Annotated in this window: 12 protein-coding genes; 5 read left to right on the top strand and 7 right to left on the bottom strand. The window is 59.8% G+C overall.

The window, feature by feature from the left end; genetic code table 11:
* Positions 1 to 73: 73 nt before the first annotated feature.
* A complete protein-coding gene (locus J5278_RS28275) occupies positions 74 to 1,360 on the bottom strand; it encodes an NAD(P)/FAD-dependent oxidoreductase (protein WP_209185649.1) in 1,287 nt (428 codons plus the stop codon).
* 312 nt (positions 1,361 to 1,672) lie between these two features.
* On the opposite strand from J5278_RS28275, the gene J5278_RS28280 reads away from it, so the two are divergent.
* Positions 1,673 to 2,128, top strand: coding sequence for a MarR family transcriptional regulator (locus J5278_RS28280; protein WP_209185650.1), 456 nt, complete (start codon positions 1,673 to 1,675; stop codon positions 2,126 to 2,128).
* A 204-nt stretch (positions 2,129 to 2,332) separates the two neighbouring features.
* The gene (locus tag J5278_RS28285) at positions 2,333 to 3,394 is read left to right on the top strand and encodes a fatty acid desaturase (RefSeq protein ID WP_209185651.1); all 1,062 of its coding nucleotides are present in this window, start codon (positions 2,333 to 2,335) and stop codon (positions 3,392 to 3,394) included.
* A gap of 387 nt (positions 3,395 to 3,781) precedes the next feature.
* On the opposite strand, the gene J5278_RS28290 is transcribed toward J5278_RS28285, so the two are convergent.
* From J5278_RS28290 to J5278_RS28300, 3 genes are all read right to left on the bottom strand, one after another.
* Complete coding sequence (locus J5278_RS28290; RefSeq protein WP_111221160.1) at positions 3,782 to 4,162, bottom strand: DUF6481 family protein; 381 nt, start codon at positions 4,160 to 4,162, stop codon at positions 3,782 to 3,784.
* Positions 4,163 to 4,202: 40 nt separating this feature from the next.
* Complete coding sequence (locus tag J5278_RS28295) at positions 4,203 to 4,415, bottom strand: hypothetical protein (RefSeq protein WP_111221159.1); 213 nt, start codon at positions 4,413 to 4,415, stop codon at positions 4,203 to 4,205.
* A gap of 131 nt (positions 4,416 to 4,546) precedes the next feature.
* A complete protein-coding gene (locus tag J5278_RS28300; RefSeq protein WP_279309160.1) occupies positions 4,547 to 4,780 on the bottom strand; it encodes a cold-shock protein in 234 nt (77 codons plus the stop codon).
* Between the two features lie 353 nt (positions 4,781 to 5,133).
* Here J5278_RS28300 and J5278_RS28305 point away from each other — a divergent pair, with 353 nt between their 5' ends.
* The 3 genes from J5278_RS28305 to J5278_RS28315 all read left to right on the top strand — a co-directional run bounded on the left by J5278_RS28305 (position 5,134) and on the right by J5278_RS28315 (position 8,854).
* Positions 5,134 to 6,078, top strand: a complete 945-nt coding sequence (locus J5278_RS28305) for a transglutaminase family protein (protein ID WP_209185652.1) — start codon at positions 5,134 to 5,136, stop codon at positions 6,076 to 6,078.
* A 44-nt stretch (positions 6,079 to 6,122) separates the two neighbouring features.
* Positions 6,123 to 6,935 carry a transglutaminase family protein gene (locus tag J5278_RS28310; RefSeq protein WP_209185653.1) on the top strand — a complete coding sequence of 271 codons (813 nt, stop codon included), beginning with the start codon at positions 6,123 to 6,125 and terminating at the stop codon, positions 6,933 to 6,935.
* Between the two features lie 116 nt (positions 6,936 to 7,051).
* The gene (locus J5278_RS28315) at positions 7,052 to 8,854 is read left to right on the top strand and encodes an adenine deaminase (RefSeq protein WP_209185654.1); all 1,803 of its coding nucleotides are present in this window, start codon (positions 7,052 to 7,054) and stop codon (positions 8,852 to 8,854) included.
* Positions 8,855 to 8,901: 47 nt separating this feature from the next.
* Here the strand turns inward: J5278_RS28315 and J5278_RS28320 are convergent, their stop codons facing one another.
* From J5278_RS28320 to J5278_RS28330, 3 genes are all read right to left on the bottom strand, one after another.
* Positions 8,902 to 9,942, bottom strand: a complete 1,041-nt coding sequence (locus J5278_RS28320) for a siderophore-interacting protein (protein WP_247749356.1) — start codon at positions 9,940 to 9,942, stop codon at positions 8,902 to 8,904.
* Positions 9,943 to 10,008: 66 nt separating this feature from the next.
* Entirely contained in the window at positions 10,009 to 12,222 is a 2,214-nt protein-coding gene (locus J5278_RS28325; protein ID WP_209185655.1) for a TonB-dependent siderophore receptor, read from the bottom strand.
* A gap of 172 nt (positions 12,223 to 12,394) precedes the next feature.
* Positions 12,395 to 13,273: an AraC family transcriptional regulator gene (locus J5278_RS28330; RefSeq protein ID WP_209185656.1), complete on the bottom strand. Its 879-nt coding sequence runs from the start codon at positions 13,271 to 13,273 to the stop codon at positions 12,395 to 12,397.
* Positions 13,274 to 13,331: the final 58 nt, after the last annotated feature.

Below are 13,331 nucleotides of genomic sequence, written 5' to 3' on the forward strand. Positions count from 1 at the left end.
ACGTAAGGTGCGGCGATAGGCCGGATATAAGGCTGTGTCGCGCTCAAAAGTATCTCGCGGAAAATATGGTAGGCTAGCTTTCGTTTGCAAGTGCATTGGCCGCAGGTGATGGCGCGGCATCGATAATCCTTTCAGCCGCTGCAACGCCTGTCTCGAAGGCGCCATGGGCCGTGGAATAACGCGCCACGGAACAAGCTTCGCCGGCAAACAACAAGCGTCCGTCGACGGGTTCGGCGAGCACGCCGCGCGCAGAAACAGCGCCCGGCCTGGCATAGGCATAAGCGCCACCGATATGCGGTGATGTTGCCCAGCCGGACATCGTCACAAATTCCAGATCGCCGCGAATTGCGCTTCCGAAGACGCCTCCCAGTTCATCGCGCGCAAACGCCAGCGCGGCAGCATCGCCCGCCCTTTCGAGATCATGGGCAAGCGGACCGGCGAAGTAGGCTTCGATGATCGGTTGACCGAAGGCACGGATATGATAGCTGCCAGTTGCACTCGTCTTGGCTGAGCCATAGGCCTGCGTATCCACCGGCAAATCGAGATCGGAAGGCACGCGCAGAAAAAGCTTGTTCGCGAGACCAAGGGGCAGGGAGGTCGCCGCCTCGATCTTGTGCGGCAAGGCTGGCGTAAAACGTATGGTCTCCCGCGCCAGCATACTGGTGGACAGCGTGACGATCACCCAGCGCGCCGTCAACGCCCCCCGATTGGTCTCGACGACGACAGACGTGCGAGAGCAGTGGTCTATGCCGGTCACGACTGTATGAAGTGAAATGGGCAATGTACCGGCGTAAGTGCTTATCAGCGCCCCGTAGCCCTCACGCACCCGCCAGTCGGGACCCTCGCCAGGCGCGTAGTTGGCATAGTCCAGAAGGGAGGATTGATCCAGCGCTGCGCCGTTCAGATAGGTCCCGATCGCCTCGATCCGAGGGTTCCAGGGGTTATCCGGCTCGAGCAAGTCCGAAAGTGGTTTGTCGGACTCTCCCCGATAATTCTCGGTGCGCTCGAAGAAGTCGCCGATTGCCGCATCTGCCGCTTCGTCGTTCTGCAGCCGGCGGCCGCCGTCGCTCCATGGCGCCGGTGTTTGGTCAACGGCCAGCCCCAGGTCACCTGCAACAGAAGTCCATGCATTGGTTTGTGCGCCGTGGAGCCAGCCGCAACCGAGATCGACAGGTTGTCTTGCCAGGAGTTTCGGTCGAACCGTGAGCGCCCGACCACCGATATGCGCGCCGGCCTCAAGAATTTGCAGCGATAAGTCCGGACGGACGGTTTGCAAGTGGCGTCCGGCGGCAATGCCGGCGGCGCCGGCGCCGATGATGATCACGTCCACCTCGCGGCGGACGACTGCCTGCGACAGCATTTGTGTCTCCGATTAAAAGGACATCATTAAACACGGGATGCCCCAGATCGACAGTGGGATTTACGCGGCGCGCATTCACCATTTCGGCACCAGATCGGTCTCACTGCCAGAACTTTTGCCGGGGCGCAGTGTCAGCCGCCTTGCCGACAATCGAGGAAGACTTTTTTACCGATAAAAAACGTCGGCCCGTCGCAATTTTCGTGCTTAAAAGGCGGCATCCGTTTAAAGGAAACAACTACGGGCGATAGCCATTGTCTATCGTAAGACAATATTTGAAAATGCAGCGTCGAAATCAGAGTGAATGCTATGCCGATGAGAGAGTTGCACGAGCGGATGGGCGTTAATCTTGTGCTCCTGGCCCGCCTTTACCGTAGGGCCCTGGATGGTGCTCTGAAGCCTTACGAGCTATCGGAGGCCACCGTTCTGCCAATGCGCTACATTGCCCGCCTCGGCGACAACATCCGTCAGGGCACTCTTGCCGATGTCCTCAATCTGGAGGGACCGACGTTGGTACGGGTTCTCGACCAGCTTACGGAGTTGGGCTATATCGATCGTATCGAAGACCCGCAGGATCGACGCGCCAAAACGTTGCGTCTGACAGCCGCCGGACAGGCGCGGAATACCGAGTTGAGCAACGTATTGGCAAAGCTCCGTGCCGAGCTTTTCGAGGGCGCAAGCGAAGACGATGTGAATGCAACCCTCCGCGTGATGTCGCAACTCGATGCCAATCTTCAGCGCCGGCGCCGGCTCGAGCCGACAGCGGATTAAGCATGGCGGCGGACAGTCGACGGATCCGGCAGAAAGTCCAGCGTCGAATTAAACACGAAACGGCCTCATTGGTTGTATACACCTATCCGAGATGGCCGCATGGGATATACGGGGATCGTCCGGCGAGATAAAATCGGTCTCGTTTCATAGGCAGATAGTTCCACACTGTCAGCTAGCTCTTCCTTCCATTGCGCAGAAAGTCCAATGCCGGTGCATAACGCCACGACTAAGCCCGCTCTTGCGGACGTTTCATCCGCTCCTGCTGATATTACCAACGAAAAAGCCTGGCTCAAGATCCTGTCGAAATATCGCCAGCCACGCGGTACTCGTAGCGCGTTCGAACTGGCAGTGACCGTCATCCCCTTTATCGTTTTCTGGGTACTGTCCTGGATCGCAGTTCACTACAGCTTCTGGCCCGGCCTAATCCTGATTGTTCCGGCAGCGGCGTTTCTGCTGCGTCTGTTCATGATCCAGCACGATTGCGGCCATGGCTCGTTTTTTGCGCGCCGTCGCGTTGACGACTGGACGGGCCGTATCATTGGCGTGCTGACGCTGACACCTTATGACTATTGGCGTCGCGCTCATGCCGAACACCACGCCTCTGCCGGCAATCTGGACGAACGCGGTGTCGGCGACATCGCCACGCTGACGATCGCGGAATACAACGCTCTGTCGTTTCGCGGGCGCATGACATACCGCCTCTATCGCAACCCGGTGGTCATGTTCGGCATCGGCCCGATCTGGCTGTTTCTCTTCAAGCAGCGGCTGCCATTCGGCATGATGCGCTCCGGGCTCCAGCCATGGGTATCGACGATGGCGACCAACGCCGCTGTCGCGGTGGTTGCCGGCTTGCTCATGTGGGCCGTGGGCGTCGTGCCGTTCCTGATGGTGCACCTGCCTATCGTCGTGCTCGCTGGCGCCGCAGGCATCTGGCTATTCTACGTCCAGCACCAGTTCGAAGAAACCCATTGGTCCGAACCGCCGGAGTGGCAGTTCCCCCACGCAGCCCTGCACGGTGCATCGAATTACGATCTGCCGGCGCCGCTGATGTGGATCACCGCCAATATCGGTATCCATCACGTCCATCACCTTGCCAGCCGAGTGCCTTATTACCGGTTGCCGGAAGTGCTGCGCGACCATCCGCAACTGCGCAATGTCGGGCGTATTACGATCATGGAAAGCATCCGCTGCGTAAAGCTCGTCCTGTGGGACGAAAAGAACCGCCGCCTGGTATCGTTCCGCGACGCCGCCGCCCTGCTGGCATAAGCCAAAAACCGGCCGGCGGACCTTCCGCCGGCACATCCCGACCATCAAAGAACGTTGTCGCAGTCAGCGAAAGCGCATCAAGACCATTGCGGCCGCACAAACGACGAGAAACGCCAGGCACCAGAACAGTCCGCGTTTCAACTGACGCAGCCGACGCGTCCGGCCGCCATACCAATCATACACCAACGCCTTACTCCACCCGCACCCCTATGACGGGGCACGATAGCCCTTTCCACGCTCGCGGCAAGCACCAGCTTTTGCCCACGACGCGCAGCCAAGCGGTCCGGATCGCTGGTCGAACTTACCCAATGGTCGGAAAGACCGCAGCACAACGCAAATAGCCGGCCTCTCGAGGGCCGGCTAGCATTTGAATTTGCTGTGGAAAACCTAGCGCTGACGGGCCTTGCGGGCTGCATAGCGGCGGTCGCGTTCGGCCTTGCGGGCTGCCTCGTCGGCGGCCATCTGCTCGACGCTCTTTACAGCTTCGGCTTCCTGGGCTTCGGCATGAGCCTTCGCTTCGGCACTGGCGGCAGCGGTCTTAGCTGCTGCTTCGGCCAACTGCCGCGCATATTCCTCGCGCTTTTCCTGCTCGCGTTCGGCACGGCGCGCTTCACGCGCTTCCGCTGCTGCCGCACGTTCCGCGCGCTTGGCGACCACATCCGGGTCGGTCGGCTTCGGAGCGGTGGCGAATTTCGTCAAAAGCTGCTTCTTGGCTTCGGTGGCAGCCTTGCGGCGCTCGGCAAAGCCATTATCGTTTACGTGTCTCAAGCGGTCGTCGTCCTTATTGGTGGTTTTGCCTCATGGCTTCTCAGCGCTTTGTGGCTTTCTTCGGCTTGCCTACCTGTGGCACAGCATTGGCTTCTTTTTCAAGTCGCAATTCCCGAAGACGGGCTGTCTTGGCGTCGCGATCGGCGGCGACTTCGTCGATTTCGGATATTGTCCTGGTCCGAGCCAGGTATTCCGTTTGCGTTTTGCTGAAAGCGATTTCAGCCTGTTCGCGGGATTTCGAATTCTCCGTCACGTTTCAATCCTCCTCAAAGCGTGTCGTCGGTATTGAAGCGAAAAAGGCCAGACTATAGGTCTGACCTTCCCTTGGACTAAAGCCCCTGCATCATGCCAGTACATCCGTGGTCATGGCGAGGCTAAAGACCGTTAAGCAGCCTGGAGCTGGCCGGCAGACATTTTGCCAGACTTGTTGTCACGCTCAAGCTCGAAAGAAAGCTTCTGGCCTTCGACAATTTCGCGCATCCCTGCACGCTCGACAGCCGAGATGTGTACGAACACGTCTGCGCCGCCGTTGTCAGGCTGAATGAAGCCGAAGCCCTTGGTGGAGTTGAACCATTTTACTGTGCCGGTGGTCATGACGAACCCTTTCCATTGCAACATCGTTTTTCGCAGAGCGATACTCGGCGAATAAATTTTCGATTTTTGAAAGGGGAATTTCGTAAAGAAAGCGTCAAGCGCCAGCAAACACAAATATCGCAAACAACTACCGATGATTTTTACTAGCCGAACGGCTCCTCTTTGTCAACTCTTCGCCCCCGTAGAGCTCTGGCCACACCACCTTCGCAAGCTCCGGCTAGATTTTCGACGCATTAATATATCGTCCGCTAATATGAACGGGAATGACGCACGAATCGGATCATCGCTTCCATGACCGGCGAAAAAATATAGCATGGCCGCTTTTCCAGAATCGATGCAGCCTCCGGCGCAAGCAGGCTGTGAAGGGCATTTGAACGATGACTGTCTTTTCCGTCAAACATATCACGGTCTACCGCTACAAGAAGCCGGTCGCTTTCGGGGAGCACCGGCTTATGTTCCGGCCGCGCGACAGCTTCGACCAGCGGCTCCTCGAATCGACACTGCTGGTCGAGCCCAAACCCAGCAGCGTTCGATGGATTCTCGACGTCTTCGGAAACTGCGTCGCCCTGGTAAACATTTCCGAGCCGGCCAGCGAGTTGCGTTTCGAGACACGGATTCGTCTCGACCATACGCCCCAGGTGGCCTTGAACCTACAGATCGACGAGACCGCTCTGCAATATCCGTTCGCCTATGACCCCGACGAAGTCGCAGACCTTAGGCCGACCATCGAGCGTCACTATCCTGATCCGCAGGACATAGTCGGCAAATGGGCACGCCAGTTCGTCCGCATCGGGCAGCCGACGGCGACCGGCCAGCTGCTCATGACGATGTGCTTTGCCATCCATGAAAGCTTCGCCTACGCCCGCCGCTCGGCGCGCGGCACGCAGCTGCCGATCGAGACGCTGAAGCTGCGCAAGGGAACCTGTCGCGATTTCGCACTGCTGATGATCGAGGCGGCCCGCTCCCTCGGCCTCGCTGCCCGCTTTGTCACCGGCTACGTCTTCGTCCCCAGCCGCAACGATTCGTCGATACGCGGCGGCGGTTCCACCCACGCATGGTGCCAGGTCTATCTGCCCGGCGCCGGTTGGGTCGAATTCGACCCGACCAACGGGATCGTCGGAAATCGCGATCTGATCCGTGTCGGCGTTGCTCGCGATCCGCGCCAGGCGATCCCGCTCACCGGCAGCTATGACGGAGAAGCTGAGGATTATGACGACATGACGGTACAGGTGAACGTGACAACCGAGCGCAGTGCGGGTACGCTTCCTGAAAGGGCCGAAAGAGCCATGGAACAGTCTCTCTCCTGCAACGTTCAACGGTAGCTCATGCCAATTTGCATGGGTTTCCCATAAACAAAGGCTAAGTGATGAAAATAAGTGCCGGCTTCAGCATTGCGTACGACTGCCCGCAGCCAACTCCTATGTTGCTGTGCCTGAACATTCACCCGTCGCGGCGCATTGACCTGTTGTCCGACCAGGTCCTTACCTTTGACAGGGACATCGAAGCTTCAGGCTACACCGACGGTTTTGGCAACGCATGCACACGCATCGTGGCGCCCGCCGGCGTAACGACAATTTCCACTGCCTTCGAAATCTACGATACCGGCCTGCCGGACAATATTCCGGTGGATGCCGTGCAGCACGAGATCAAGGATCTGCCGAACGACGTGCTCGTCTACCTGCTGGGCAGCCGCTATTGCGACACGGATCGGCTGGCAAATTTCGCCTGGTCGCAATTCGGCAATACACCTTTCGGCTGGCAGCGCGTCAAGGCGATCCTCGATTTTGCCCATAACCAGATCAGGTTCGACTACCAGCAGGCCGATTCCACCCGCAGCGCCTATGGCGGCTTCATAGACCGGGTCGGCGTCTGCCGCGACTACGCGCATCTCGCCATCACGCTTTGCCGCTGCATGAACATTCCGGCGCGCTATTGCACCGGCTATCTCGGCGATATCGGCGTGCCCATCGATGTTAACCCGATGGATTTCAGTGCATGGTTCGAAGTCTATCTCGGTGGCAACTGGCATACGGTCGATGCTCGTCACAACAAGCCGCGCATTGGCCGTATCCTGATGGCAACCGGTCGCGATGCCACAGACGTCGCCCTGACCACGAATTTCGGGCCGGCTAACCTCGTACGGTTTGAAGTGGTTACCGACGAGATTCCTGCCGAGTAACGGCTCTCCATCCGACACCCACAGAAGTCTCCCGGCGAATGCAACACCCGTTGCATTCGCCGCTTGCGTTTGCGAGCATGCATCCCTGTTCGGCCCCGACAAGAGATTGGATTTCCATGACAACGCTGACCCGCTTTTCCATCAAGCCGCTCTCCACCATGACGCGCACTCTTGCAGACGTCGCCTCGGCGCGTCGCGAGCCCGATCTGGTCATCGGCGATGCGCGCGTGCTCTCGACCTATTCGGAACGCATTCTGCCCGGCAAGGAAATCTGGATCTCCGGCGGCCGCATTGCTGCGGTCAAACCGAACGGCACCTATAAGGGGACACAGGCCAAACGCTACGATGCGAAAGGCGGCATCATCGCCCCCGGATTGGTCGATCCGCATATCCACATCGAATCGAGCATGGTCACGGCCTGCGCCTATGCGGAGGCCGCTCTTCTGAACGGCACGACGACGATTTTCTGCGACAGCCACGAGATCGGTAACGCCATGGATGTCGCCGGTGTCGAAGCCATGCTGGAAGACGCGCGACAGGCGCCGCTGTCGATCTTCCTGACGGTGCCAAGCACCGTGCCGGCAACCTCGCCAGTGTTCGAGACGGCCGGGGGCGATCTGACGCCTGCGAAAATTGCAGCCCTGTTCGACAAATGGCCCGAGGCGGTCGCTCTTGGCGAGAAAATGGACTTCGTCCAGGTCGCCATGGGTGACGAGCGCAGCCACGCCATCCTTGCTGCGGCGCTGGAAAGGGGCAGACCGGTGTCCGGGCACGTCTACGGCCGCGAATTTGTGTCGGCCTATGCTGCGTCTGGTGTCACGGACACCCATGAAGCCATCGACCGGGACATTGCCGACGATATGCTGGAGGCAGGCATCTGGCTCTTCCTGCGCGGCGGCCCGCCGACGACGCCATGGCACAGCCTGCCGCTGGCGATCAAGACCATTACCGAACTTGGCGCCTCGCACAAACGCATCGCCGTATGCACCGACGACCGAGACGCCGATGACCTGCTGCTGTTCGGACAGGACTGGGTGACGCGCGAGGCCGTCAAGGCCGGCATGACGATCGAGCAGGCCTGGTCGATGGGCTCGCTGCATGGAGCGACGCGCTTCGGCATGGAAAACGAAATCGGCGGCCTCGGCGGTGGACGGCGCGCCGATCTCGTGCTGCTGACCGACGAACTGAAGCCGGTTAGCACGTGGTACGGTGGCGAACTGGTCGTGGACAACCGCAAGATCACCGCTGTCCTCGACGAGGCGCTTTCAAAACCATACCGGTATCCCGAGGCCGCCTACCATACGGTGAAGCTGCCGGCCAATCTGAAACTGACGCCGGACCTGCCGACCACGCCGGTACTCGCACACACCATCAAGACCGAGCTTCCCGGCATCACCCTCGGCCACGTCACCGTCAGTCTTGAGCCGGCGAACGACTGGCAGACGCATTTCGAGCGCCACGGCCTGTGCTTCGTGACAGTCATCGAGCGCCACGGCAAATCAGCCGGCAATGTCGCCCACGGACTGCTCAACGGCTTCGGGCTGAAGAAGGGTGCGGTCGCGTCTTCGGTTGGCCATGATAGCCACAACATCATCGTCGCCGGCACCAACGAGGCAGACATGCAGGTGGCGCTTGCGGCCATCGAGGAAAGGCAGGGCGGCGTCTGCGTCGTCATGGATGGCAAGGTGACAGCCATGGTGCCGCTGCCGATTGCGGGGCTTTTGTCCGACAAGCGGGTCCACGAGGTAGCCGAAGAAACCAAGCTGCTGAAGATCGAGTGGGAAAAGGCCGAGTGCACCATCGCCTATATGGGCTTCAACCTCATACCGCTTTCGGTCATTCCGGAAATCCGGATCACCGACAAAGGCCTCGTGCTGGTGCCGGAAATGGAGATCGTTCCGCTGTTCGAGCCGGCCTGAAAATGGCGTAGCGAAGGGCAGGGGCCTTCGGATTAAGCGACCGGCAACTATTGACGCTGCCAGTACGCGGCGACACTGAAACGATCGCGGTCATAGGCGATTTCCGTTTTCAGGAAAATCCGGATCGCCCGGGCCTCTGCCTGTTCGCAGGCAACCCAGACGAACGGCTTCTCTCCTCCGGCGGCAACCTGCTCGCGCACGATTGCCTCCAGCCGCCCGGAAAAGCCATCATCGCGGTGAAGCCAGACGACTTGGGCCCTAGCGACCGTTGGCAAAGGCTGTTCGTCCGCCCTGCTGCCCACCTCCACGAAAATGCGCAACCGCGCATCTGAAGGTGCGGCTGCGGCAATGCGGGCGATGGCGGGGAAGGCGGTTTCATCGCCAACCAGAATGATGTCGCCGACATCCGGCACATCGCCGCCGCCTGGCCCCATGAGAGCGGCGCGGTCGCCGGACTTCGCGGATAGTGCCCAGGCTGCACCCGGCCCATGATCACCCTCGTGGATGACAAAGTCGATATCGAGCTCGCCGCGATCAGTATGCAGATTGCGGATCGTGTAGGGACGGACGATCAGCGCATCATCGCCCTTCGGCCACTGGATACGTCCATCCGGCATCGTCTGAGGCCAGACGGGTTGACGGCCACGGGGCGGTATCAACAACCGGACATGCAGCCCCCCGCGGCTGAAATGGCCGATATCATCGGTGGCGACAGTGACACGGCGCATATGGGGCGTGATATCGCGGGCGCCGACGACGGTGATTTCGCGCAGATCAGGGACCGCTGCCACCTGCGGGCCATCCACCCAGCGGAGATCGAGTTCGTCGTTTTCAGCGGACTTGAACAGGTGCTCCGCCACCATGCAGCGAATGGTGAACAGCATCGAGGCCGTTGGGCATTGCAGGTTGATGATCAGCCGGTTGTCGGCAAGCGCGATGTCGCCGCCGCCGATCGTCGTCTCGATGGTCGCGCCATCAGACGTGCGGACGACGTAATCCGGCAACTGGGCACAAAGCTGGTCCAGCAACTTCGCTGCATCGGCGGGAACAGCAACGCCGGAGGCGGTAAACACGGCGGCGTTCATCATTGCGTATCTCCCCGTTCTGCGCCAGATGGAAGCGGTGGCGCCAGCCACCCGCTTCCGGTCAGCCGCCTACCACTTCTTACTGAGTTTCAGGGTGAAGGTCCGAGCATCGCCGTAACCGCAAGTATTCACCCCGGCGCAACCCGAGACGTATTCCTTGTCGAAGACGTTGGCGACGCTGAGCGCTGCGCCCCAGCCGTTCTTTTCGTAACGCACGGCCGCATCGAAGACGGTGGCCGAGGGCACGCGCAGCGTGTTGGCGGCATCGGCCCAGGACTTGCCCTGGTAGCGCATGCCGGCACCGAGGCTGACGCCCTCGAGTGCACCGTCGGTAACGGCGTAATCAAGCCAGAGCGAGGCGGTCGAGTTTGGCACCAGGTAGGGCGAATTGCCGACGATGCTGGTGTCGAGGTTTTTCGTGACCTCCAGGTCTGTGTACGAGTATGAGCCGAGCAGCTTCCAGTTCTGGTCGAGATTGACCTTGCCTTCCAGTTCGACCCCACGCGAGCGCACTTCGCCGAGCTGGTACTGCAGGAAGGTGGCGGGATCGGTCAGCGCCATGTTCTTTCGGTTGATGTTGAAGACCGAGGCGGTAAATAGGGCGTCCATGAAGGTCGGCTGGTATTTGATGCCGGCTTCATATTGTTCGCCCTCTTCGGGGACCAGTCCGGCACCGGTAGCGGTCGTGCCGATCAGCGGGTTGAAGAACGTTCCGACGCTGACGTAAGGCGTGATGCCGTTGCCGAAATCGTAGGCAAGACCGGCTCGGCCGCTGGGCGACTTGCTGTTCGACCCGGAATCCGTGGAGATCCGGGAGTCGACATTCTCGTCGACGAAATCGTAGCGGCCGTTGAGGGTCACCAGCCAGCCGTCGCCGAACTTCATCTGGTCCTGAGCATAGACGCCGAGCTGCTGCTGCGTCATTACCTGGTCGAGATAGACGAAGTTGGCGCCCTGGGTGCTGTTGTAGACCGGGTCGGTGGCGCTGATAGGGTTTGAGCCACAGCAGGCTTGCACGTTATCGAGGCGATAGAGCGAGTAATCAGTGCCAATCAGAAAGTTGTGGCTGATACCGCCCAGGTCGAACTCACGCTGGGCATTGTTGTCGACCGAGAAGGAATCGGCCTTGCTATGCTCGGTGAAGCCGATGCGCGCCAGTTCGTAGCTCGGGTCGCTGTAGCCGGCAGCATTCGGGTCGCCGCCAACATAGCCATTGAGATACGGGCCTTCCTCGTCCTTCTTCAAATGGCCATAGCGAAGGTTCTGCGAGAGCTTCCAGCCACCATCGAATTCGTGTTCGACGGAGTAGCCGACCATTTCCTGGCTGTAGGTTTCCTTGTCGATGCTCGGTTCGCCGTAGAAAGCCTTGCGGTCGATCTTGCCGAACGGGGCATCGACGACGGTGCCGACATAGGGGAAAAAGCCATTGCCGCTGTGCACTTCGTCGAGGCCGCTGACATAGGCATAGACCGAAAACTTGGTGGATTCGTCTGGCGAGATGGTGATCTGCGGCATAACGAAGCCACGCAGGTCGTGTGTGAAATCGCTGTACTGGTCGCCACCGGCGACTTTGCCGGTCAGGCGGTAGCTCCACACTCCGTCGGCGCTGAGCTTGTCGGAGAAGTCAAAGCCGGCATAGGCATTGCCGTTGTTGTTGATCCCGATCTCCGTGTAGTAAAGCGGCTGATCGGTCGGTTCTTTGCGGACCATATTGACGATACCGCCGGGATTGGTACCGCCATAGGTTACTGACGATGCGCCCTTCAGCACTTCTATGCGTTCGAGCGAGAATGGATCGATCTGGAAGCCGCCGAAGCCGTAGCTGAACAGCGTCAGGCCATCGAGAAAAACGCCTGTCTGGGTCGCATCGAAGCCGCGGATATAGAACCAGTCGGTGTCGCCGTCATTGCCGAACGGTTGTGTGTTGACACCCGGCGTGTAGCGCAGGGCTTCATCCACCTTGTTTGTAATACCGCGATCCTGCATTTCCTGCTGACCGACCACCGATACCGACTGCGGCAGGTCCTTGATCGGAATATCCGCTTTCGATCCCGCCGTCGTGGTCTTGGCAACATAACCCTTGACCGGATCGCGGCCGGTCGTATCGCTTCCGGTGTCGGTCGCGCCGGCCTTGCCGCCCTGACCGCCCTGCACCACGAGTGGCTTGAGTTCGGTCGGCTGCGTCTCCTCTGCCGTCGCCGATGTGACAAGCGCAAGGCTCGCCATCGCCACGCCCACTGCCAGCCGCGCCTTGAATGAAATTCCCTTGGTCAAATACGTCATGTCCTGCGCCCCATTGCGCGCCGCCCTTCACCCTCAAGGCGGCGCCGTCTCAATATAAGATGATTTGTTAACTCATATTAAATCGAAGGGCTTGTCGCAATTTCGCAAAATAGAACGTTTTTGGGCAATTGTGGCAGATGTCGGCATTTGCCCGGGCCCTGTGTCAAAAGCCTCACACAAGCTGGCTCTTTCTCCAGTTTGCCGGCGTCGTGCCGATGTGCTTGCGAAAAACACGGGTGAAATGCGCCTGGTCCGAAAACCCTGTCTCGACGGCCACGTCCGTCAACGGCGTATCCGAAATCATCAGTTGCTTGGCCCGATCGAGCCGAGCCTTCGTCTGCCATTGGTGCGGGGGAATGCCGGTCGAGGCCTTGAAGGCGTGGCTGAAGTGCGATTGCGACATGTTGGTCAACGCCGCCAGTTCCTCCAGCCGAATATTTCTGAGGCAATTTTCCTCGATGTAGTCGACGACCCGGCGCAATTGCCACGCAGCAAGTCTGCTGCGCTTGCGCGGTGCTGTGCGGGAGAGTTGCAGCACATCGATCAACAGCGAGACAGCCAGTCCGTCGCCGTAGAGATCGTGCAGCGGCGCAGGATTTTCGCATTCCGCCGCGATAAGACCTGCCAGCGCCAGCACGCGCGGATCGGAAAACAGCAGGCGGGGATTGCCTAGCCTGGCGGGATCGAGGTCCTCCATCAGGCGGCGGCTGAGCCCTTCAGCGCTGAAGTGGATATCGAGATGACGGACGAAATCGATATCCACCATATCGGCCCACATTTCCAGCCCGGCCGGTATGTAGGAGGCACGCGGCGCATTTCCCTGCTGCACGCCGGCCGCTTTTGGCGACAGCTTGAGGCTGCATTGACCGGAGCCGCGCGAGTCCAGGAGGACGAACAGCCGGGGATCGTCGGAAACGTAGTAGCCGCCGGCATAGGGGGCGCAATCGACGTCCCAGACATCGGCAACGATTCCATTCCAGACGCGACGATGCACCCCGCCGATGACGGAGAAGCCTTCGATCTTGTTGTCCATGCGTGGGTGAAATGTCATCGCTCATTCCAGCGGCCGCACCAGACGACGGCGGCCAATACCTAACTCATTAAGTCAG

This window comes from Rhizobium sp. B21/90 (genome assembly GCF_019355815.1).
Classification (GTDB): Bacteria; Pseudomonadota; Alphaproteobacteria; order Rhizobiales; family Rhizobiaceae; genus Rhizobium; species Rhizobium rhododendri.

What these genes read in the sequence shown, in the direction of transcription:
- J5278_RS28285 (WP_209185651.1), top strand. Translation starts at nt 2,333, where the DNA reads ATGCCGGTGCATAACGCCACGACTAAGCCCGCTCTTGCGGACGTTTCA.
- J5278_RS28320 (WP_247749356.1), bottom strand. Translation starts at nt 9,942, where the DNA reads ATGATGAACGCCGCCGTGTTTACCGCCTCCGGCGTTGCTGTTCCCGCC.
- J5278_RS28315 (WP_209185654.1), top strand. Translation starts at nt 7,052, where the DNA reads ATGACAACGCTGACCCGCTTTTCCATCAAGCCGCTCTCCACCATGACG.
- J5278_RS28330 (WP_209185656.1), bottom strand. Translation starts at nt 13,273, where the DNA reads ATGACATTTCACCCACGCATGGACAACAAGATCGAAGGCTTCTCCGTC.
- J5278_RS28325 (WP_209185655.1), bottom strand. Translation starts at nt 12,222, where the DNA reads ATGACGTATTTGACCAAGGGAATTTCATTCAAGGCGCGGCTGGCAGTG.
- J5278_RS28275 (WP_209185649.1), bottom strand. Translation starts at nt 1,360, where the DNA reads ATGCTGTCGCAGGCAGTCGTCCGCCGCGAGGTGGACGTGATCATCATC.
- J5278_RS28300 (WP_279309160.1), bottom strand. Translation starts at nt 4,780, where the DNA reads ATGTTGCAATGGAAAGGGTTCGTCATGACCACCGGCACAGTAAAATGG.
- J5278_RS28280 (WP_209185650.1), top strand. Translation starts at nt 1,673, where the DNA reads ATGAGAGAGTTGCACGAGCGGATGGGCGTTAATCTTGTGCTCCTGGCC.
- J5278_RS28305 (WP_209185652.1), top strand. Translation starts at nt 5,134, where the DNA reads ATGACTGTCTTTTCCGTCAAACATATCACGGTCTACCGCTACAAGAAG.
- J5278_RS28310 (WP_209185653.1), top strand. Translation starts at nt 6,123, where the DNA reads ATGAAAATAAGTGCCGGCTTCAGCATTGCGTACGACTGCCCGCAGCCA.